The organism is Flavobacterium sp. K77, from assembly GCF_021608205.1.
Lineage (GTDB): Bacteria > Bacteroidota > Bacteroidia > Flavobacteriales > Flavobacteriaceae > Flavobacterium > Flavobacterium turcicum.
The window spans coordinates 184,520-206,976 of the sequence record NZ_JAKIHO010000004.1 but is presented as its reverse complement, the minus strand read 5'-3'; the positions used below and the strand labels follow the sequence as shown (position 1 = coordinate 206,976).

General features: G+C 36.2%; 16 protein-coding genes. 5 read left to right on the top strand and 11 right to left on the bottom strand.

What is annotated here, in order from left to right; translation table 11 throughout:
• Positions 1–50 precede the first annotated feature (50 nt).
• Positions 51–1,379 (bottom strand): PDZ domain-containing protein, encoded by a 1,329-nt coding sequence (locus L1S34_RS09685; RefSeq protein WP_236363854.1) that lies wholly within the window; start codon positions 1,377–1,379, stop codon positions 51–53.
• Between the two features lie 127 nt (positions 1,380–1,506).
• Here L1S34_RS09685 and L1S34_RS09680 point away from each other — a divergent pair, with 127 nt between their 5' ends.
• The 5 genes from L1S34_RS09680 to lgt all read left to right on the top strand — a co-directional run bounded on the left by L1S34_RS09680 (position 1,507) and on the right by lgt (position 6,447).
• Complete coding sequence (locus tag L1S34_RS09680) at positions 1,507–2,712, top strand: pyridoxal phosphate-dependent aminotransferase (protein ID WP_236363853.1); 1,206 nt, start codon at positions 1,507–1,509, stop codon at positions 2,710–2,712.
• Positions 2,713–2,904: 192 nt separating this feature from the next.
• Positions 2,905–3,576, top strand: a complete 672-nt coding sequence (gene folE, locus L1S34_RS09675) for a GTP cyclohydrolase I FolE (protein WP_166136754.1) — start codon at positions 2,905–2,907, stop codon at positions 3,574–3,576.
• 123 nt (positions 3,577–3,699) lie between these two features.
• Complete coding sequence (gene cysS, locus L1S34_RS09670; RefSeq protein ID WP_236363852.1) at positions 3,700–5,178, top strand: cysteine--tRNA ligase; 1,479 nt, start codon at positions 3,700–3,702, stop codon at positions 5,176–5,178.
• Positions 5,179–5,229: 51 nt separating this feature from the next.
• A complete protein-coding gene (yidD, locus tag L1S34_RS09665) occupies positions 5,230–5,472 on the top strand; it encodes a membrane protein insertion efficiency factor YidD (protein WP_236363851.1) in 243 nt (80 codons plus the stop codon).
• 51 nt (positions 5,473–5,523) lie between these two features.
• The gene (lgt, locus tag L1S34_RS09660; protein ID WP_236363850.1) at positions 5,524–6,447 is read left to right on the top strand and encodes a prolipoprotein diacylglyceryl transferase; all 924 of its coding nucleotides are present in this window, start codon (positions 5,524–5,526) and stop codon (positions 6,445–6,447) included.
• 62 nt (positions 6,448–6,509) lie between these two features.
• On the opposite strand, the gene L1S34_RS09655 is transcribed toward lgt, so the two are convergent.
• The 10 genes from L1S34_RS09655 to L1S34_RS09610 form a co-directional block, all read right to left on the bottom strand.
• Positions 6,510–7,139 carry an acyloxyacyl hydrolase gene (locus tag L1S34_RS09655; RefSeq protein ID WP_236363849.1) on the bottom strand — a complete coding sequence of 210 codons (630 nt, stop codon included), beginning with the start codon at positions 7,137–7,139 and terminating at the stop codon, positions 6,510–6,512.
• A 101-nt stretch (positions 7,140–7,240) separates the two neighbouring features.
• Positions 7,241–10,213: a protein translocase subunit SecDF gene (gene secDF / locus L1S34_RS09650; protein ID WP_236363848.1), complete on the bottom strand. Its 2,973-nt coding sequence runs from the start codon at positions 10,211–10,213 to the stop codon at positions 7,241–7,243.
• Between the two features lie 226 nt (positions 10,214–10,439).
• Positions 10,440–11,375 carry a malate dehydrogenase gene (gene mdh / locus L1S34_RS09645; protein ID WP_236363847.1) on the bottom strand — a complete coding sequence of 312 codons (936 nt, stop codon included), beginning with the start codon at positions 11,373–11,375 and terminating at the stop codon, positions 10,440–10,442.
• 65 nt (positions 11,376–11,440) lie between these two features.
• Entirely contained in the window at positions 11,441–13,384 is a 1,944-nt protein-coding gene (gene gyrB / locus L1S34_RS09640; protein WP_236363846.1) for a DNA topoisomerase (ATP-hydrolyzing) subunit B, read from the bottom strand.
• A gap of 302 nt (positions 13,385–13,686) precedes the next feature.
• Positions 13,687–15,291, bottom strand: coding sequence for an asparagine synthase B (gene asnB / locus L1S34_RS09635; RefSeq protein ID WP_236363845.1), 1,605 nt, complete (start codon positions 15,289–15,291; stop codon positions 13,687–13,689).
• A 183-nt stretch (positions 15,292–15,474) separates the two neighbouring features.
• Positions 15,475–17,100 (bottom strand): amidohydrolase, encoded by a 1,626-nt coding sequence (locus tag L1S34_RS09630; RefSeq protein WP_236363844.1) that lies wholly within the window; start codon positions 17,098–17,100, stop codon positions 15,475–15,477.
• Between the two features lie 172 nt (positions 17,101–17,272).
• The gene (gene asnB, locus L1S34_RS09625; protein ID WP_236363843.1) at positions 17,273–18,949 is read right to left on the bottom strand and encodes an asparagine synthase B; all 1,677 of its coding nucleotides are present in this window, start codon (positions 18,947–18,949) and stop codon (positions 17,273–17,275) included.
• 209 nt (positions 18,950–19,158) lie between these two features.
• On the bottom strand, positions 19,159–19,608 hold the full coding sequence (locus tag L1S34_RS09620; RefSeq protein ID WP_236363842.1) for a hypothetical protein: 450 nt from the start codon (positions 19,606–19,608) through the stop codon (positions 19,159–19,161).
• A 102-nt stretch (positions 19,609–19,710) separates the two neighbouring features.
• Positions 19,711–21,519 carry a TonB-dependent receptor gene (locus L1S34_RS09615; RefSeq protein WP_236363841.1) on the bottom strand — a complete coding sequence of 603 codons (1,809 nt, stop codon included), beginning with the start codon at positions 21,517–21,519 and terminating at the stop codon, positions 19,711–19,713.
• Positions 21,520–21,566: 47 nt separating this feature from the next.
• A complete protein-coding gene (locus L1S34_RS09610) occupies positions 21,567–22,430 on the bottom strand; it encodes a PhzF family phenazine biosynthesis protein (protein ID WP_236363840.1) in 864 nt (287 codons plus the stop codon).
• Between the last annotated feature and the right edge of the window lie 27 nt (positions 22,431–22,457).

Sequence of the window (22,457 nt, the reverse complement as noted above, 5' to 3'; positions counted from 1 at the left end):
TAAAATACTGTAAACTAACATTTTTCACTTCAGAAAAATGTTAGTTTTTTTTATAATTTGTTTTCCAACTGAAAGGAGAATGTTAATAATTGACTTTTCCTTTCAATTTCTAAAGTGATCCACTTATCCTCATCGGATTTGAAAAGTTGGTTAATCTGCTCTAACGAATATTGATAAGGCACTCTGTTGTTAATCCGAACCAAGACATCACCTTTTTGCAACCCAGCCAATGCTGCGGGAGAATCTTGTCGAATATGGGCAATATCATATACTGGTTTTAACTTGAACTTGTATTTAAAATCATTCATGTACACTGACTTTCCTCCGCTTAAACTGTAGCTTGACTGCGGCACGGTTTCCATTTGCACCGTTTCTTGCACCCATTGCAAACCGTGGTGTTGAATTTCAATTCCGCTTTTATTATAAGAAAACGGCTCGTAATAAGCTTTATTTTTTCGCAAGAACATTTGCTGCGAAGAGTAATCGAATAAAACCTTAAATCGTTTCATAATCTCACCACCTACTGACCCCATTCGATCAGGAACCATCGTCACATTTTTGATCGAAATTGAATCGGGAAAAGCACTAATAACTTCATCAAAGGTAAAATCTGCCAATTTAAACTTTTTGACTTTTGCTCTTTGGCCTTCAACATCCCCACTAAATCCGCGACCCAAAAAATCATTAAAGTTTTTTTTAGGAACAGTTACCAATGAATTGCGATTATGAAAAAGCCACACTGCATCGCTATTGCCAATATCAACCAACAATTTTACGGGAATGTCTTGCTTTTCAAGATCTACTTTAGCAATAACATATGGCTTGTTACCATCTATCTGCAATGGTATTACTGAAGTATTAAAAGTATATTTTTTCCTGTTTTGAGGTGTGTCTTTCAACACAACTATTTTTTTTCGTCGGTAATCCAACTGAATCAAATTGTTTTTAAAAAAGTGGTATCCAATAATGCCATTGACAGGAATCCCAATGTGAGAGGACAAATTAAATTCAGGATCTAGTACGATGTACAAAAAATGTCCTTTGTACTGTAAGCGACCAAAATCTAAAATATTGTTAGCCGACTTCAAGCCTTCAACAGCAGTTTGATTTCCTAAACCTTTGAGCATAACCCGCTCAGCATCAAAAAAACGGACTTCCTTTTTTTCCTCAAGGCTAAACAAAATAGTCTCAGAAACCCCAGTATCGAGTAAAAAATTCAATTCGATACCGTTAACTTTGATAGGCACAAAGACTAAATTATTGATCAACTTAAAAGGAACAGTTACTTTTGTTTCACTACCTTTAAATTCAAATCCCTGCTGTGCGACCAAAATTGGGCTACACAACATTACAAATAGGATAAGAATACAATTTTTCATAAATTAACTTTCCTTTAAAATTAAGAAATAAAAGCATGATAAATACAGATTTAACAATTGATAGAGCATTTATTTGGATTTAGTTCGGAAAAAAAATCGCAAATTTGCAATTCAACAAAAAAAGACTATGCCAACAATATCAAAAAAAGGCACACAAATGCCTGAATCTCCTATTCGAAAATTAGTTCCTTTTGCTGAAATCGCAAAGAAAAAAGGGAACAAAGTATTTCATTTAAACATCGGCCAACCGGACATAAAAACTCCAGAAGTTGCCATGGAAGCGGTAAAAAATATCGACTTGACTATTTTAGAATACAGTCATTCTGCTGGTAACGAAAGTTACAGAACTAAATTGAGCGCATCTTATATCAAACAAGGAGTTGCTGTAAACAAAGAAGACATCATCATTACAACTGGTGGATCAGAAGCTTTGTTATTTGCTATTGGCAGCACTATGGATCAAGGTGATGAAATAATTATTCCAGAGCCATTTTACGCTAATTACAACGGATTTTCAACTGCATCAGGAGTTACTGTTGTACCCGTAATTTCAACGATAGACACTGGATTTTCTTTACCAGCAGTAGCTGATTTTGAAAAATTGATCACTCCAAAAACCAAAGCAATATTGATTTGTAATCCCGGAAATCCAACGGGTTACTTGTATTCAAAGGAAGAAATTATGCAATTGGCTGAGTTGGTTCAAAAACACGATTTGTTTTTGATTTCTGACGAGGTTTACCGTGAATTTACCTATGATGGTGATGTGCACTACTCCGTAATGAATATACCTGGATTAGAGCAACATGCTATTATGATTGATTCTGTATCCAAAAGATACAGCATGTGTGGCGCACGAATTGGTGCCATGGTTTCAAAAAACAAAGAAGTAATGAACGCGGCCATGAAATTTGCACAAGCAAGATTGAGTCCGCCAACAATTGAACAAATTGCAGCCGAAGCCGCTTTAGATACCCCACAAAGCTATTTTGACGAAGTGATTGCTGAGTACAGAGAGCGTCGCGATACATTGATTGAAGAGTTAAGCCAAATTGAAGGCGTAATTATCAGCAAGCCAAAAGGAGCTTTTTACTGCATTGCACAATTGCCAATTGACAATGCAGATGCTTTTGCACAATGGTTACTAGAAAGTTACGACCTAAACGGAGAAACTGTTATGGTTGCTCCTGCCGCTGGATTTTACTCGACTCCAGGTGTAGGTTTGAATCAAGTTCGAATTGCTTATGTTTTAAAAAAGGACGATTTAATAAGTGCGGTTCGTATTTTAAAAGCAGCAATTCCTGCATACCAAGCTCTGGTTCAAAAAGGATAAATAGTTAAAAACTAATGATTTCAAAAAGGCAATAGCAACACGCTATTGCCTTTTTTTATTTCATACAAATAAAATACTACAGTTGCAAAGCGATAAAGAAGTCTTAAATAGTGTACGCTATAGAAATTCTTAAATTTTTATTATTTATCTTTACCGCTCAAATAAATACACCCACTATAATAGTTGCATTTAATGATAAAAAACGAAGAATTTCAAGACGAAATAGGTGATAATCACGTAAGCTTATCAGCTAAAAACCCAATAAGAGAAGATGCTTTTGCACTTTCTGACGATGATAAAATTGAAAAGATTAAAAAAGATGTCGAAAACATTCTGCAAACTTTAGGAATGGATTTGACAGATGATAGTTTAAAAGGCACGCCTAATCGTGTGGCAAAGATGTTTGTAAAGGAAATTTTTGGAGGTTTAAATCCAAATAAAAAACCAAAAGCATCTACTTTTGACAACAACTACAAATACGGTGAAATGCTGGTAGAAAAAAACATTATTGTTTACTCTACTTGTGAGCATCATTTACTACCAATTATTGGTAGAGCTCACGTAGCATACATTTCAAATGGTACTGTAATTGGATTATCTAAAATGAATCGTATTGTTGAGTATTATGCAAAAAGACCACAAGTTCAAGAGCGTTTAACGATGCAAATTGTACAAGAGTTGCAACAAGCTTTGGGTACCGAAGACGTTGCTTGTGTGATTGATGCTAAACACTTATGTGTAAACTCAAGAGGAATTAGTGATATCGAGAGTAGTACAGTAACCTCTGAATTTGGTGGTAAATTTAAAGATACAGTAACGCGTAGAGAATTTTTAGATTACATCAAATTAGAAACAAAATTCTAAATTAGTAAGTTCGTAATTAGACTGCTAAACTATAGCCCTGATTGCAGTGAAAATCCTTTATATTTTTCTTAAAAATATAAAGATTGAAACGAAAAGCAGGAAACAGCTCCCAAAAAAAACAAAATGCCATTATACGAAACGCAAGCCATTAAAATATACAATTCTCTTTCAGGAGAAAAAGAAACATTTACACCTATCACCGAAGGAAATGTAGGAATGTATGTGTGCGGTCCTACGGTGTACAGCAATGTGCATTTAGGAAACGTGCGTACCTTTATGTCGTTTGATATCATTTTTAGGTATTTTCAGCATTTAGAGTACAAAGTGCGCTATGTTCGAAATATTACAGATGTTGGTCATATTGTTGATGATGTAGATGAGGGCGAAGATAAAATTGCCAAAAAAGCTCGTTTGGAACAATTGGAACCGATGGAAGTAGTGCAACGCTACACCGTTGATTTTCATGATATTTTAAGCGCTTTTAACTTTTTGCCACCAAGCATTGAGCCAACGGCAACCGGGCATATTATCGAGCAGATAGAAATTATTAAGACTATCATTGCAAATGGAATTGGATATGAAGCAAATGGCTCGGTGTATTTTGATGTTGTAAAATTCAATGAAACCAATCATTACGGTAGGTTGAGCGGTCGAAATATTGAAGACATGCTTGCCAATACGCGTGATCTTGACGGGCAGAGTGACAAACGCAACCCACAAGATTTTGCACTTTGGAAAAAAGCAGAGCCACAACACATTATGAGGTGGCCTTCGCCTTGGAGCGATGGTTTTCCGGGTTGGCACCTTGAATGTACTGCAATGAGCACCAAATATTTGGGCAATCATTTTGACATACACGGTGGTGGAATGGATTTAAAGTTCCCACATCATGAATGCGAAATTGCTCAAAACGAAGCTTGTACCGGACAAACGCCTGTGAATTATTGGATGCACGCCAACATGCTTACGTTGAATGGTAAAAAAATGGCCAAATCAACTGGAAATAATATTTTGCCAAGAGAAATTTTGACAGGCGAAAATTCGATTTTAAGTAAAGCTTTCTCTGCAGCAGTAGCACGCTTTTTTATGTTACAAGCGCATTACCGTAGTATTTTAGATTTCTCAGATGATGCTATTGTTGCGGCTGAAAAAGGATACAAAAGATTAATGGAAGCCATGAGTGCATTAGCAACACTTTCTGCAAGCAATACAAGTTCATTAGCTATTGCCGAATGGAAACAATCGTGCTACGATGCAATGAATGACGACTTTAATACGCCAATTTTAATCGCACATTTATTTGAAGGAGTACGCTTTATCAATTTATTGAAAGATGGAAAAGAAACTTTAAACGCATCTGATTTAGAAACTATGAAGCAAACTATGAATGCCTTCGTATACGATGTGCTTGGTTTAGAGGATGAAAAAGTTTCTGATAGCAAGAACGATAAGTTAGAGGGAACAATTTCGCTACTAATTGAAATGCGTAAGCAAGCCAGAGAGAATAAAAACTTTGCGCTGTCAGATCAAATTAGAGATAAATTATTAGCATTAGGAATTCAGTTAAAAGACGGGAAAGAAGGAACCACGTTTAGCATTTAAAGGAATTGCTTTTATTTGCTAAAGCGTCAAAATCAAGATAAAAGAATCTGTATGGTATCGAAAATATTAATTTTACCATTTGTATTATTGGTGCGATTCTACCAAAACGCGATATCTCCTTTTACACCTGCTGCTTGTCGTTTTGAACCTACTTGCAGTTCGTACATGATTCAATCTTTGCAAAAACACGGCTTGTTTTATGGTGGTTTTTTAGGATTAAAACGAATTTTACGCTGCAATCCATGGGGACCAACAGGTTATGATCCCGTTCCTGAAAGCCAACCAAAAAAATAAAAAGAATAATAGATAACACATAAACTCTATTTAACAGAATACAAAAAAACTATGACACACGCTTTAACCATTGTTTGGAATCCTTCAGAAGGAATCGATTTAGGATTTTTTACCATACGCTTTTACAGCTTAATGTTTGTAATTGCATTTGGTTTAGGTTGGTACATCATGAAACATATTTTTGTTCGTGAAGGAGAATCAATTGAAAAACTAGATTCACTTTTCATCTGGACAGTACTTGCTACTTTGGCTGGAGCTCGTCTGGGGCATGTGTTCTTTTACGACTGGGAATATTACCGCAATCATCTACCTGAAATTATACTACCATTCCGCTTAAGTCCAAGTTTTGAGTTTACAGGCTACCAAGGATTAGCGAGCCACGGTGCGGCGATTTCAATCATAATAGCCATGTACTTTTACAGCAAAAATATCTTGAAGCGACCACAACTTTGGATTTTAGATCGTGTTGTTATTCCAGTGGCTAGTGGTGCTATCTTTGTACGTTTGGGTAATTTTTTTAACTCTGAAATTATTGGTAACGCAACTGATTCTGCATTCGGAATTAAATTCATAAAAGACCATTTTAGTCCACAAGACGCGGTTACTAACACACAAATAGCCAATCCTAAAGAGGCATACACCGCTATTGCTACAGATCCTAAATTCGCAAATTTATTAGAGCAAGTGCCAAGCAGTCATCCAACGCAATTGTACGAAGCGTTTTGCTACATCTTTGTTTTTGCCATTTTATTTTTCTTGTATTGGAAAACAGACAAACGCAAATACACTGGTTATTTGTTCGGAATGTTTTTGGTGTTATTATTCTCAGTACGTTTTGTAGTAGAATCGGTAAAAGAAAGCCAAGGTGGATTTGAAAGTGCTCTCGGCTTGTTTTCAACAGGACAATGGTTGAGTATTCCTTTTGTACTGATCGGTTTGTATTTTATTCTCACCGCTCAAAGAGAATTAAAATAAAAAAAATTACAAAAAATTTAAAGCGCTAATCCCTCACAGAAGGATTAGCGCTTTTTTATTTGCTACAATTGAAAAGCACAACTCAACTCAATATTTTTGATGTTATAACCTGCATTTGAAGCACCAAGACCCGCATTTGACTGATGTTGTACACTTGGTCTCAAATCAACAGTAACCGACTTTATTTTATACGAAAATCCTATTGCCAAAACATCTGAAAAGGCGAAACCCTTGGATAGGCGTTCCGTTTGCGTGTCGGTAAACATTGGTCCTACACTCAACAAAACATAACAACTTGTTGCAGGAGATAATCGTTTCCTAAGCAATCCGCCTACATTTAAAATATAACTTTTTACTATCCTATTTTGACTGTAAAGCGCACGTAAATCTTCATAATTGGGCGTTTCAGGTTTAATGAAAAAGATGTTCAACATTTGATGTTTAGCGTTATTAAATTCGGGTTGAATTAATAACTCCAATCCGATAGATTTTTTACTCATAAGCGGATACAATAACTCCACCTTTACAAACTCAGCGCTGTGGCTGTAATTCCGATTTTTAAACTCAGAACCAGCACCTGCATTAATTCCAATTGATGCGGGACGAAAAACTGATTGACTACGAACAACCGAACCACAAAATATACAGATGCAAATAACAAGTACGATTCGATAAGATTTTTGACCTAGCATAGATTATAATGTAAAAAATTAAATGTAGTAAAATTAAAATCAAAGCATAAAAAAAGGTTCAACTTTCGTTGAACCTTTTTACTATTAATTACTTGCGAAAGTTATGCCGCAGCATGTTCTTTTTCAATAGCATCTTTATCCTCTTTTGTGAAAGTATCAACAACTACTGGAGTTGCGATAAATAAAGAAGAATAAGTACCTACGATAATACCCACTAACATTGCAAAGATAAATCCTCTGATTGACTCACCTCCAAAAAGGAACATTGTCAACAATACCAAGATCATGGTTAATGAAGTATTTAAAGTTCTTGACAACGTAGTGTTAATCGAAGCGTTTACAATACTATCAAAAGTACCTTTACGTTTTCCTAAGATAAACTCACGAATTCTGTCAAATACAATTACAGTATCATTCATAGAGTATCCAATTACAGTTAAGATAGCTGCAATGAAGTGCTGATCCATTTCCATGTGGAAAGGCATGAATTTGTAACATAAAGAGTAAATTCCTAATACGAAGATAACGTCATGCGCAACCGCTGCAATCGCACCTAATGAATATTGCCATTTACGGAAAGAGATCATTAAGTATAAAAAGATTACTGCTAATGCACCAAGTACAGCCCAATATGAATTGGTTTTGATGTCCTCAGAGATAGAAGCACCAACTTTTGAAGCTTGCAATACCCCTACTTTTTTACCATCAAATGTATTCGTAAATTTATCGTAAGATGTATTTGGATAATACTTAGCTAAAGCTTTGTATAATTTCTCATTCACTTCTTTATCAACCGCAATACCATCCTCTTGAATTTTATATTTAGTTGTAATTTTCAATTGATCGTCATCACCTAAAACTTTAGCTTCTACTGGAGTTCCAAAAGCGGCTGATAACTCTTCAGAAACAACAGCTGCATCTACTGGTTTTTCGAATTTTACTTGGAAAGTTCTACCTCCAACAAAATCCACACCTTGATCTAATCCGTTTACGAAGAAGATAGAAATCAAACTCACCACTACTACTAATGAAGAGAAGATATAAGTAAACTTTTTAATTTTGATGAAATCGTAATTAAAGTTAGTGAACCAGTTTTTGGTCATGTTCGTACAGAAAGTTAAATCAGCTTTTCCTGCAATATTTTTGTCAATAAAAATTCTTGCAATGAAAATAGAAGTAAACAATGAAGTAGCAATACCAATAAGTAATGTTAAAGCAAAACCTTTGATTGGTCCTGTTCCAAAAATGAACAAAATCGCTCCCGTTAATACGTGTGTAACGTTTGCATCAATGATAGAACGCATTGCACCGTGCCATCCGTAAGCCGAAACTACTGCTTCTGATAAAGTTTTACCATCACGCAATTCTTCCTTAGCTCTTTCGTAAATAATAATATTCGCATCAACCGCTGTACCTAATGTTAAAACGATACCTGCTATACCTGGCAATGTCAAAACAAAACCAAAACTTGCCATAATTCCAAATAAGAACAATAAGTTCAATAGCAAAGCTAAATTAGCGTACCAACCTGCTTTTCCGTAATAGAAAACCATCCAGAAACAAACTAATAAAAATCCGATTATAGATGAAATTAATCCTGCATCAATAGACGCTTGTCCTAATGAAGGCCCTACCACAGTAGATTGTACGATATCAGCAGAAGCTGGTAATTTACCTGCATTTAAAACGTTAGCTAAATCTTTAGTTTCAGTAACATCAAAAGCACCTGAAATTTCAGATCTTCCTCCGGCAATTGGACCACTAGAAACACCTGGAGCAGAATAAACAACATTATCTAAAACAATAGCAATGTTGCTTTTTTGAGTAAAAGCTCTTCCGGTTAATTCTTCCCAACCTTTAGCTCCTTGTGCATTCATTTGCATAGAAACAGCTGGTTTACCCAATTGATCAAAAGTATCTTTTGCATCAGTAACTACAGCACCTAACATTGCTGGCGCATTGTCTCTGTTCCCTTTAAGAGCATACAATTCAACTACTTCAACTTGTTTTTGTTTGTCGTCAGTAATTTTTAATGGTTTTCCCCAAACAAACTTAGCGTAAGTTAAAGCCGCTGGTAAAAGAATTTTAATATCTTGTCTTTTGAAGTACGCGTTGATTGTAGCTGTATCTTTTGGAGCAAATAAACCTAAAACTGGTCCACCGCCTTGACCAACAATTTTGTCAAATAACGGGTTGTTTCCTTTTTTAGTTGCAGCTGAATCTTTTGCATCAGTCAACAAAGCACTCAATGAATCTTTAACAATTGGTTTTGCTTCCGTTTTAGCAACCTCTGTTTTTTTCAATGCTTCGTTAGCAGCCACTAAAAAGTTTCCAACTTCTTGAACATTGTAGGTTTCCCAAAATTCAAGTTGTGCTTTACCACCTAATAATTTTTTAATTCTATCTACATCTTTAGCACCAGGAAGTTCTACAAGAATTCTTCCTGTTTCTCCTAATTTTTGGATGTTTGGTTGTGTCACACCAAATTTGTCAATACGCTCTCTTAATACTTTAAAAGCACTTTCGATAGACTCATCTACTTTTCTTTTGATTACTTTTTGAACATCAGAATCTGACATTTGAAAACTAACACCACCTTCACCTTGCAATGATCTGTTTGCGAAGATATCTGGAGAAGCTAATTTTACAGTTCCCTTAGAGTTTGCTTCGAAAGCTTCAAAGAACTTATCTAAATAAGTTTTGTTTCCTTCTTTATTTGCAGTAGCATCTGCCAAAGACTTATTAAAAACTGGGTTTTTTGAGTTATTAGATAAACCTTTCAAAACGTCTTTAATAGAAATTTGAAGAATTACGTTAATTCCTCCTTCTAAGTCAAGTCCTTTGTTGATTTGCTTGTTTTTAATTTCATCATAAGTGAAATCAGTAAAACCAAGATCCAATATCTTCTCTTTACCAATAGAATCTAAATATTTCAACTCTTTATCAGGATTGTCTCCCGCAAAAACTTTAGCATCACCTTTGATGTTATTGGCCACAAAAGTGAAAGAAAGTTGGTAAATACTTACCAGTGCAAATAGAATTGCAAAAAATTTAATCAGTCCTTTATTCTGCATTATTACTAAAAATTAATTATTTTAAATTTGTTTATTGATGATTTGCTTCGACTCCTGCTACACTTTTTCTATTTTACAAACAATAAAAAAGAAACAATTGCGTTTGGCTATTTTTTTTAAACCGAGCAAATATATAATTAAGGTTAAGATTAACCAATTTATTTATTAATTAATCTCAAGAAAAAGACTGCCCTTAAGCAGTCTTCCTTAATTATTTGTGATTTTCTTAGGCTAAAATCGATTTTAAGGCGTCGTTCATTTGTCGGACTGCAGCTGCGCTCTTTTCAAACAAGCCTTTTTCAATTTCGTTCAATTGAATATCTACAATTTCCTCTACACCGTTTTTACCTATTATACAAGGTACACCTATGCAAATATCATCTTGACCATATTCTCCTTCTACAAATACAGAGCAAGCAATCATTTTCTTTTGATCGTTTAATATACTGTCTACTAAAAATGCTACTGAAGCACCCGGCGCATACCAAGCTGATGTACCCAAAAGCCCTGTAAGTGTCGCACCACCTACCATTGTATCTGCAGCTACTTTTTGCAATTGCTCTTCAGATAAAAATTGAGAAACTGGAATACCATTATAAGAAGCCAAACGAGTCAGCGGAATCATAGTTGTATCACCATGACCACCAATTACCATTGCCGAAATATCATTAGCAGGTTTGTCTAAAGCTAAAGATAAATACGTTCTAAAACGAGAGCTATCCAGCGCACCACCCATACCAATGATTCTGTTTTTTGGTAAACCAGTAGATTTCAATGCCAAATAAGTCATTGTATCCATTGGGTTCGAAACTACTACAATGATAGTTTCAGGCGAATATTGTAACACATTTTCAGTCACTGTCTTTACAATTCCTGCGTTGATGCCAATTAGCTCCTCGCGAGTCATACCCGGTTTTCTTGGAATTCCTGATGTAATAACTACCACATCACTTCCTGCTGTTTTAGAATAATCATTTGTTACTCCTGTCACTTTGGTATTAAAACCAGTGTTGGTTGCGCATTGCATGATATCAAGCGCTTTTCCTTCAGCAAAACCCTCTTTTATATCTAGCAAAACCACTTCGCTTGCAATTCCTCTATATGAAATCACATCTGCACAAGTCGCGCCCACATTTCCTGCTCCTACGATGGTCACTTTCATCTTTTATAGTTTATTCGGTTAATTGTTTATTTGGTTTATTTTATTGAGCTTTTCAAAAAAATTGATTAAGCATCGATGTTTGCGTAAACTGCATTTTTCTCGATAAATTCTCTACGAGGCGGTACTTCGTCACCCATTAACATAGAGAACACTCTATCAGCCTCTGCCAAACTATCAATAGTTACTTGACGTAAGGTTCTAAAGTTAGGATCCATTGTAGTTTCCCATAATTGCTCCGCGTTCATTTCTCCAAGACCTTTGTAACGTTGGATTGCTGCGCTTCCGCCCATGCGCTCATTGGCTTGATCGCGTTGTACATCATTCCAAGCATACTCTTTTTTGTTCCCTTTTTTAACAAGGTACAAAGGCGGAGCCGCGATATACACGTGTCCTTCTTCGATTAATTCTTTCATGAATCGGAAAAAAAACGTCAAAATTAAAGTAGAGATGTGACTACCATCGACATCGGCATCACACATAATAATTACCTTGTGGTAGCGTAATTTTTCAATATTTAAAGCTTTACTATCTTCGGCTGTACCAATAGTTACACCCAATGCAGTAAAAATATTTCGAATCTCTTCGTTTTCAAAAACCTTGTGATGCATGGCTTTTTCTACGTTTAAGATTTTACCACGCAAGGGCAAAATTGCTTGAAACGCACGATCACGACCTTGTTTTGCGGTACCACCCGCCGAGTCACCCTCGACAAGATACACTTCACATTTTGCAGGATCTTGCTCAGAACAATCAGACAGTTTTCCTGGTAAGCCACCGCCACCCATTACGGTTTTGCGTTGTACCATTTCACGTGCTTTTTTTGCAGCGTGACGCGCTTGTGCAGCCAAAATTACTTTTTGAACAATGATTCGAGCATCATTTGGATTTTCCTCCAAATAATTTTCTACCATCTCACTCACTGCCTGACTAACAGGAGAAACTACTTCTCTGTTACCCAATTTAGTTTTCGTTTGACCTTCAAATTGAGGCTCAGCAACTTTAACCGAAATAATAGCCGTTAAACCTTCTCGGAAATCATCTCCAGAAATATCAAATTTTAATTTATCTAACATTCCAGAAGCATCTGCATACTTTTTCAAGGAACGAGTTAAACCCGTTCTAAATCCTTGCAAGTGTGTTCCTCCTTCGTGCGTATTGATGTTATTTACATAAGAGAAAATGTTCTCAGAATAACTCGTATTGTAAATCAAAGCTACCTCAACTGGAATATCACCTTTTTCGTGGTCCATAGAAATTACGTGTCCAATAATTGGCTCACGGTTCCCATCTAGGTAACGAATATATTCTTTTAAACCTTCAGTAGAATGAAATACTTCTGACAAGAAATTGCCATCTTTATCAAGTTCTCTTTTATCAGTAAACGTAATTGTGATTCCTTTGTTTAAGAACGAAAGTTCACGCATACGTGCTGAAAGCGTATCGTATGAATACTCTGTTGTTTGTGTAAAAATAGTTGGATCTGGATAAAAAGTTACGATGGTACCTCTTTTGGTTGTATCCCCAATTTGTTTTACGGGATATAAGGCCTTACCTTTCTCGTATTCTTGTTGGTACACTTTACCGTCACTACTATGAACTGTAGCAATCAAATGGTTTGACAAGGCGTTCACACACGAAACACCTACACCGTGTAAACCTCCAGAAACTTTATACGAATCTTTATCAAATTTTCCTCCGGCACCAATTTTGGTCATTACAACCTCTAGTGCAGAAACGCCTTCTTTTTTATGAATTCCTACCGGAATACCACGACCGTTATCTTCAACTGTAATCGAACCATCTTCATTAATTGCAACCGAAATCGTATCACAGTGTCCTCCCATTGCTTCATCAATAGAGTTGTCGACAACTTCATAAACCAAATGGTGCAGTCCTCGAACTCCAACATCGCCTATATACATCGAAGGACGCATTCTTACGTGCTCCATTCCCTCTAATGCCTGAATACTATCGGCTGAATAATTCCCTTTATTGATTTCTTCGCTCATATTGTTTTAATCTAAAAAATGTAATTTTTTGTATAACACGCAAATATATAAAAACGCAAATTATATAACCGTTAAAATCACTTTTAAAGGCTTTAAGTTATTAACATTTGTTTAAAAAATTAAGCTGTTTGAATTGGTAAAAGCAATAAAAAGCAGGCTAGTATTGAATTATAAAAATCATCCAAAATAAAAAACAGATTTTTAGTTGCAAACTAAGCAGTTTTACTCTAAAAATCTGTTTTTCAATTCAAAATTTATGGGTGATTTGAGTGGCGCAGCAAGCTACTAAAATAATTCTTTTATCATTTTGTCTTTCCCGACAGTGCTGATTTAACATGAGCAGCATTAGCTCTTCCACTCGGGTCTTGGTTTTCTTGCCACTTTGGAATCCATTTGCGAACCGTTTGTGCAGCACTCAACTGCAGATAATGTTTATGAAAAATTTGACGATACAAATACGCTTCTTTTGTCGTAGGTGAATTGTATGGGTATTCTTGAGCAGCTCCAGCCAATTGCTCATCCGAAATTTGCTTGGCGCAAAAATCAATCAGTTGGTCTACCCACGAATAACCAACACCATCCGAAAATTGTTCTTTTTGTCTCCACAAAACTTCTTCTGGCAAATAGGGATTTTCAGGCGTATCAAATGCTTTACGCAAAATGAATTTCTCTTTTCCATCGTGATTTCGAGGCATTTTTTCATCCGGTTGAATACCAAAAGCCACGTTTAAAAATTCTGCATCCAAAAATGGAACTCTTGCTTCTACGCCGTGCGCCATTGTGGCTTTGTCAGTACGCAATAAATCAGCTGTAAATAATTTTTGTACTCTTTCGATTGTTTCTTTTTGAAAATCTTCGGCAGATGGCGCATTCGCAAAATACAAATAGCCACCAAAAATTTCATCGGCACCTTCACCAGAAAGTATTACTTTGATACCCGCCTGCTGAATTGCCTTTGCTACAAAATACATCGGAACGCTGGCTCGCACGGTAATCACATCATAAGTTTCTATTTGTTTGATTAAAGTATCTAAAATTCCAAGCCCTTGCTCTACTGTAAAAAATACCTCTGTATGCTCTGTATCTAAAAACTGAGCAACTTTTCGAGCAGCTACAACATCTGGAGCTTCACTATCTAAACCAATTGCAAATGACTTTAGTTTTTGACCTTTTTCTTTGAAAAATCTGCTGGCAATAGATGTAATAAGTGACGAATCCAATCCACCAGACAACAAAACACCAACAGGAACATCAGCTATCATTCTCTTTTGAGTCGCTTTTGTCAAGGTTTCTCGTATTAGAACCAAATCAGACTCCTGAGTAGCCGTTTGATAATCCTCAAATTCTGGTCTGAAATATTTCACAAAACCTGTTTTTGGAGTATAATAATGCCCTGGCGGAAAAGTAGAACATGTTTTACATTGGTCGATTATCGCTTTCATTTCGGAGGCAAAAAACATTCTACCGCGCTCATCCAAACCATAATATAATGGCTTTACTCCTAACGGATCGCGGGCTGCCATATAATCATCGCCATCAATGATAACAAAAGCAAAATCACCGTCTAATTGTGTACAAAAATCGTAACCCAAAAGTTCATACAAGTGCACAATTACCTCTGAATCACTCTTGGTTCGAAAAGTTCGCTCATCAAGAATCCCGTTTCGCAATTCTTGATGGTTATAGATTTCACCATTATGCACCATATACACTGATTCAGAACCTTGAATGGGTTGTTTACCCGAATGCAAATCGATGACAGCGAGACGTTCGTGAGCTAAGAAATGTCCTTTTTCGGTTTGAAATAAATCATTTTCATCAGGACCACGATGCGCCATACGCGCCGAAAGGTCTCGTACTAACTGTTCGTCTTTTCCTTTACCTATAATGGCTAATAATCCGCACATAGCATATAATTTAACTGTTGAGCAAGTTGGCAAATATGAGCTACTCGCTTATAAGTGCAAACACAACTTTGCTTTCTACTTTCGTTTTTGAAGTAAAAAATAAGATTTGAATTCAAAATGTAATCAGAATATACCGAAGCATTTCAAATTAAAAAGACATTTATTCAAAAGCATCAAATGAAATTACTTCACTTTTTGCCCTTTCAGGTACGTTCCTGCAGGTTTGATTTTCACAATTTGATTTTCTGGCACTTTCATCAAATCTTGATCATAAAGCACAAAATCAGCCCATTTACCAATTTCTAAACTGCCTTTTTCTTTTTCTTCAAAATTTGAAAATGCTGCCCACAAGGTCATACCTCGCAAAGTCTCAGCACGCGACAATGCATTTTCAATTTGAAATCCACCTTTAGGATATTCTTTGCTGTCTTTTCGAGCAACGGCAGCGTGAAACGTCAACATAGGATTTACCTCTTCAACTGGAAAATCTGTTCCTAAAGCAATAGTTCCTGCTTTTTGCAATAATTTTTTGTAAGCATAAGCATTTTTTAAACGTTCCTTACCAATGCGTTCACTTGCCCAATACATGTCAGAAGTAGCATGCGTTGGTTGAACCGATGGAATGATTCCGAATTTAAAATAATCAAAATCAGCTTCGCGTAGTACTTGAGCATGTTCAATTTTCCATCTGCGATCTTTGGTTCCCGCTAAAACTTCTTTGTAAATTTTTAAAATTACCGTGTTTGCACTATCACCAATGGCATGCGTATTAAGCTGAAAATCTGAAGGCGCTAATTGTTTTGCAACATCTTTTAACCCCACTATTGGTGCTAGCAAAGCCCCAAATTGTCCTGGCTTATCCGAATAGGCTTTGTGCATGCATGCACCGCGAGAACCTAACGCTCCGTCGCCATACATTTTAAAAGAACGTACATTGATTTGATCCGTTTTGTAAACTCCTTTTTTTAAGTACAAATCAATATTTTTTTGATTGGCAGTAATCATAGCGTAAACATTCAATTTTAATAATTTGGCTTTCTGTAAACTATCAATTAAATGAATCACATCTGGATCTAAACCTGCATCGTTAACTGTTGTTAAACCGTGTTCGAACATTACTTTTTCAGCGTCTAACAAAGCTGCTATTTGAATTTTACGGGTTGGTTTTGGGATAATTTTAAAAACCAATTCCATCGGATTGTCAACTAAAATACCTGTTGGCTCACCGTTTGCTAGTTCAATTTGACCGCCGTCTGCATTCGTATCTTTTGTTATTCCTGCTAATTGCAGGGTTTTACTATTTACAATTATGGCATGCCCATCAACACGATTTAACACTACCGGAATGTCTGGAAATGCTTTATCTAAATCGGCTTTTGTTGGATATTTTTTCACTGCCCAATCATTTTGGTCCCAACCATTACCCACAATAAAAGCAGGATTCTTTTTCTTTTGAAAAGCTTGCAAACGACTCACGATTTCATCCATACTTTTGGTTCCTCGTAAATCAACTTCTTGCAAAGTCAACCCAAAATTATAAAAGTGACAATGTGCATCATACAAGCCCGGATAAATGAATTTCCCGTCAGCTTCAACAGTGTTTTTAGATTCGTATTTTCCTGTAATTTCGCTATCTGAGCCAATGGCAACAATTTTCCCATTGTCAATCGCCATGGCTGTGGCGGTAGCAAAAGCTTCGTTTACGGTATAAATTGTAGCATCGGTTACAATGGTATCTACCTCAATTTTGTTTTTATTGGAACAGGATATCAGTAGTAACGATGCAAAAAAGAAAGTATAAAATTTCATAGTTGTTTTTTTAGGAATGCTAATATAAAAAACTCTCCCTAAATAACTGACCGCTTGAACGATTATATTTTTAGAGTGGACAACCTTGAAGACATTTCACAAAAAAAGCGTCCCCAAAGGAAACGCTTTTAAAGAAATCCAAAATGGCAAAAATGGATTTGATATCAAAATATTATACTTTTTCATAAGCATCATCATGGACACTTGCCACCGCTCTACCGGATGGATCGTTCATGTTTTTAAAGGCCTCATCCCACTCCAATGCAATTTTGGTACTACAAGCCACGCTTGCTTCTTGTGGCACACAAAGCGCCGCCGCATCACTCGGAAAGTGCTCATGAAAAACAGAACGATAATAGTACTCTTCTTTCGAAGTTGGGGTTTGTAATGGGAATTTATATTTGGCATTAGCCAATTGTTCATCGGTAATTTCAACTGCAACAGTAGCTTTCAGCGTATCAATCCAGCCGTATCCTACGCCATCACTGAATTGCTCTTTTTGTCTCCACGCTACACTTTGTGGAAGCATATCTTCAAAAGCCTTACGAACAACCCATTTTTCCATAGGATGCTCTTTGTTGATCATTTTATCTTGTGGATTGATGCGCATGGCCACATCCATAAACTCTTTATCTAAAAACGGAACACGACCCTCAATTCCCCAAGCCGCTAAACTTTTGTTGGCACGCAAACAATCGTACATGTGTAATTTGCCTAATTTACGAACGTTCTCTTCGTGAAATTCTCTTGCATTTGGCGCTTTGTGAAAATACAAATAGCCACCAAAAAGCTCATCGGCACCTTCGCCAGACAACACCATTTTAATACCCATCGACTTAATCACACGAGCCATAAGCCACATTGGTGTTGATGCTCTAATCGTGGTAACATCATAAGTTTCTAAATTGTAAATCACATCACGCACAGCATCCAAACCTTCTTGAATCGTAAATTTAATTTCGTGATGAATGGTGCCAATATGATCAGCTACAATTTGCGCCGCAGCTAAGTCTGGTGAGCCTTCCAATCCTACTGAAAAAGAGTGCAATTGTGGGTACCAAGCATCGGCAACATCGCCTGATTCGATACGTTTTTGAGCATATTTTTTGGCTACAGCCGAAGTGATAGAAGAATCTAAACCGCCTGAAAGTAATACTCCATAAGGTACATCACTCATTAACTGTCTGTGCACGGCTGCTTCTAAAGCTGTTTTTATAGCACTAATATCGGTTTCATTGTCTTTTACAGCATCAAATTCTGTCCAATCTCTCTTGTACCATTGTACAAATTCACCATCTGTACTTGTCATATAATGCCCCGGAGGAAACAATTGAATTTTGGTGCAAAATCCTTCCAACGCTTTCAATTCTGAAGCTACGTAAAAAGTGCCGTGCTGGTCCCAACCTATGTACAATGGAATAATTCCCATGTGATCGCGAGCCACGAAATACTCGTCTTTTTCGACATCATAAATAGCAAACCCAAAAATACCATTCATTTCATCAATAAAATGTGGACCTTTTTCTTTGTAAAGTGCCAAAATAACTTCGCAATCACTTTCTGTTTGAAATTGGTATTTCCCTTCGAATTGTTTGCGTAATAGTCTGTGATTGTAAATTTCGCCATTCGCAGCCAAAACCAATTGTTTATCGGCACTCAACAAAGGTTGTTTTCCTGAGGCAGGATCAACAATTGCCAAACGTTCGTGTGATAAAATGGCTTTATCATTGCTAAAAATTCCGCTCCAGTCTGGACCACGGTGACGAATAATTTTAGACATTTCTAAAACTTGAGGCCTTAAAACCTCAGCTTTTTGTTTCAAATCGAAGGCACATACAATTCCGCACATATTGCTATATTTTTGATATTATTATTTATTTTGATAAGGCAAAGATGTGGTTATACTTCTAATTTAAAAACACAAAAGCCTTTTTTAGTTTAAATAATAAACCAAAAAACAACAATAACATTAAATATGTAATTATAGATTGAAAAAATTAGTACTTCTAATTACAAACTGTAAAATTGTTGTTGCAATCTAAATTCAGATGGAAAGAATTAATTGATTTCTTCGATCAAATATTTGGTGGTGTTTATCTCAAACGAAAAGCCTACTTGTTGACCCATTAGTTTTGAGCCAAGAGGCGATTGAGGCGAAAGTGCAATTACATTAACTTCATCGACTGCAATCTTTGGAAGTGCAGCACACATGTACAAAAGAATTCCATTGGCTTTGACCAAACTACCCAAAATAATTGTAGACGCCACAGTTGAAGGATCAATTTTATCAAGAATGGCCTTTTGAGCCAAAACTTCCTTGAGTTTATGATTGAGTTTTTCTTGCTCCAAATGCATCATCGAAAGTGCTGTTTCGTGCTTGTCTCCAGCGGAACCTTTGGCATCGTTTTTTGAATCTTCTGTCAAAGCTACAATCATGTCTTTGAATACATCAATTCGGTCTTGCACAAGTTGTGCGTAGTGCCTATGTATTTTTTGTTTGAAAGTCATATTTATGAAATAATGCTAAAATCAATAAAGCAGCTAAGAATTGCATGTAGCAAATTCAATAAGCTGCCTCTTGTTGATTTTTCTGAATTTTATTTTTCTAAATTAAAAATCGAATTTATAATTGGCTCCTACAACAAGTTGCAAACCTTGCACTGGTAAATTCAACCATTTTTGATAGGAATTATTGGCCAAGTTGTTTCCGTTTAAAAATGCGGTCAAACGGTCACTGTATTTATATCCAATTTTTGCATTGACATCAAAATAACCATCCAAAGTTATTGGAGCGCTGTTGGTCACAATGGAGGTGTTTTCTTGAAAGTCTTTTCGTTCTCCGACATAATAAACGTGTGCAGCAGCAAACCATTTTGGAGGAAAAGTAACATCTAAATTGGCATTTACTTGCAGCGTTGGAAGGTTCCAAGCTTCTTGTTGGAAAGCCGTTTTGTAAGTACTTACCGTTCCATTTACACCAAAACTAACCGCTTTTGAAAAATCAGCTTTTAACTCTCCATAAAAACTAGCAGTCTTCACATCATCGTAAACCACCTGAAAAGAATTACCAAAACCATAATCTGGATTCGTATTGTTTTCACTGTAATTGTTCGCACGAAACAAAAATTTATTGCGTTCGTTTAAGTACGATCCACGCACATTATAGCTAACTGAGTTTGACAATTTCCCTTTTAAACCTGCATAAATATCATATTGTTGATCTGTAGGACGCATCAAATTAGTTGGCGACAAAAACGGATTTTGTCCTACCAAGTTTTCATAACTGTTTTGTTTTAAATCGCCTTGAGCACCAGCATAAAACAGCATTAAATCGCCTACAACTTTGTATGATGCTGTTACTTTCGGATAGATAAAAAACGAGTTTTTACTATTTTGGTTATCCATACTGTAAAAGAATGCTGCTCCAAGATTCAATGTCCAATCATCTCTTTGCATCTCAAAACTTGGTGCCAAACCTAAATTTGTAAACCCGTATTTTAAAGCTTCGGCATTGGTATTGCTAAAATTATTTTTTAAACTTCCAGACAGATAATCAACCGTCAATTCGGTTTTAATGGCTGTATCATTTGCGTTAAACACAAAGGTTGGTTTTACTGCAAAGTGATTTTCTGCTGAATCATACTTATCAAAAAAGTGAGTAAATTTAACCGTTGCGTCCTGCAAGAAACTTTCAGAAACTACCACATTTCCGCCTAAAGAAAGCGTAGTGTATGCTTGAAGTGGGTCAATACCACTAATAAGTTGAGCATTAGCTTGCGGTGTGTTTCCTGCTCCAAAACTATCCGGTAAACCGTACCAATTGTACACTTGATTTTGATAGCCTGCATTTAGATTATACGACAATCCTTTTTGATTGGAACCGTACATTACATCAAGAGCCGTATCGTAAAAATTATCATCTAAAACCACTTCATTGATTCCTCCTTGCGAAGAATGATGACGGAACATTCCTCCTACATAATCCGTGTTATTGAGTTCGTGGTTTACAAATAATTCCCCAATCAAAGTACCATAATTCCCCACACCCAAAGTGGCATAATTTTGAAAAACGTGTGCTTGTTTTTCTTTGGTCACACCTTCTGCTTTTCCTTTCGATGGTGTGAAGGTCGAAGCTACTGGGAAAGAGAAAATAGCGTACTTGATACGTTCCTTTTTCTCGTTGCCTTCATCGTCTAAATCAGGATTTTCTTTAGCTTTGGATGCATCCGAAATTTTAGGAGTGTAGGCCTTTACAACATTAACTGTTTCATTGCCTATTTGTTCTTTATTTTGTGCCAACGAAATTTGAGAAACCAACAAAAACAGCAAACTTACCGCAGTGGTTTTTGTGTTCAAAAAAGCATATTGCTTCGTCTGAGAGGCTTTTATTGTATGTATGATCGATTTTATAACTACCATTTTGTATTGTTTTATACGTGTGTTTGTTTGTGAATAAAAAGAGAATTTTACACTTCCCATTCGCCTTTTGCTACATATTGTGTTTTGCCTCCAATTTTTATTTCAAAATGTTCGGCCTCTTTTTTTCCGTCAAAATAAATGCGCGAAGGACGGTTCATATAATCGCCTTGGTGATTGGTTATTTGAATTTCTTGCTGGTAATACTTTAGTAAAAAAGCTTGCAAACAAGTACTCGCACTTCCTGTGGCGGCATCTTCTTTGAGTTGATTGTCTTCTATGCAAAGCATGCGCGATTCCAGTTTATTTCCTTCTAAAGTAAAAAAGTAAAAAGCGCGGTGCGCCGTACCACAATTTGCTACTAACCAATCATGCGCCTTTTGCTTGTCGAGTTGCAAACGTTGCAATGCTTCTGCTGATTTCAAAGGAATTATTACAAAAGCGCTGCCTGTGGTAACCTCTTGAATGGCAAAATTTGTATCAAAATCAGCTGAATTTAAGTTACTGAAATTTTCAAAATCAGTTGCCGAAAAACTATTTAAAAAGGAAGGCTGCGCAGCTCGAAGCCAAACTAAATCGCCTTTTTGTTGCACAGCAATTGCTCCTACAGGAACCTTAAGCGTAATAGCATCGAAGTTTTTCTGAAAAATTTTATGCATCAAAATCCACGATGTTCCGATTATAGGATGACCGGCAAATTTCATTTCTTGATCAGGTGTAAAAATTCGTACCGAAGCAGTTCCCGTGTCCTGATTTAAGGCAGTGATAAAAGTACTTTCGGCAAAATTAGTTTCTCTTGCTATTTGCTGCATTTGCTCGGTAGAAAGTGATTGCGCATCAGCAAAAACAGCCAACTGATTGCCGGCATATTTTTGTTCTGCAAAAACATCTACGATATAAAAAGGTAAAGTCATATCAATTTTAAATATCTAAAAGATTGC

Coding starts and splice junctions, on each gene's coding strand:
- L1S34_RS09685 (WP_236363854.1), bottom strand. CDS start 1,379: ATGAAAAATTGTATTCTTATCCTATTTGTAATGTTGTGTAGCCCAATT.
- L1S34_RS09680 (WP_236363853.1), top strand. CDS start 1,507: ATGCCAACAATATCAAAAAAAGGCACACAAATGCCTGAATCTCCTATT.
- folE (WP_166136754.1), top strand. CDS start 2,905: ATGATAAAAAACGAAGAATTTCAAGACGAAATAGGTGATAATCACGTA.
- cysS (WP_236363852.1), top strand. CDS start 3,700: ATGCCATTATACGAAACGCAAGCCATTAAAATATACAATTCTCTTTCA.
- yidD (WP_236363851.1), top strand. CDS start 5,230: ATGGTATCGAAAATATTAATTTTACCATTTGTATTATTGGTGCGATTC.
- lgt (WP_236363850.1), top strand. CDS start 5,524: ATGACACACGCTTTAACCATTGTTTGGAATCCTTCAGAAGGAATCGAT.
- L1S34_RS09655 (WP_236363849.1), bottom strand. CDS start 7,139: ATGCTAGGTCAAAAATCTTATCGAATCGTACTTGTTATTTGCATCTGT.
- secDF (WP_236363848.1), bottom strand. CDS start 10,213: ATGCAGAATAAAGGACTGATTAAATTTTTTGCAATTCTATTTGCACTG.
- mdh (WP_236363847.1), bottom strand. CDS start 11,375: ATGAAAGTGACCATCGTAGGAGCAGGAAATGTGGGCGCGACTTGTGCA.
- gyrB (WP_236363846.1), bottom strand. CDS start 13,384: ATGAGCGAAGAAATCAATAAAGGGAATTATTCAGCCGATAGTATTCAG.
- asnB (WP_236363845.1), bottom strand. CDS start 15,291: ATGTGCGGATTATTAGCCATTATAGGTAAAGGAAAAGACGAACAGTTA.
- L1S34_RS09630 (WP_236363844.1), bottom strand. CDS start 17,100: ATGAAATTTTATACTTTCTTTTTTGCATCGTTACTACTGATATCCTGT.
- asnB (WP_236363843.1), bottom strand. CDS start 18,949: ATGTGCGGAATTGTATGTGCCTTCGATTTGAAACAAAAAGCTGAGGTT.
- L1S34_RS09620 (WP_236363842.1), bottom strand. CDS start 19,608: ATGACTTTCAAACAAAAAATACATAGGCACTACGCACAACTTGTGCAA.
- L1S34_RS09615 (WP_236363841.1), bottom strand. CDS start 21,519: ATGGTAGTTATAAAATCGATCATACATACAATAAAAGCCTCTCAGACG.
- L1S34_RS09610 (WP_236363840.1), bottom strand. CDS start 22,430: ATGACTTTACCTTTTTATATCGTAGATGTTTTTGCAGAACAAAAATAT.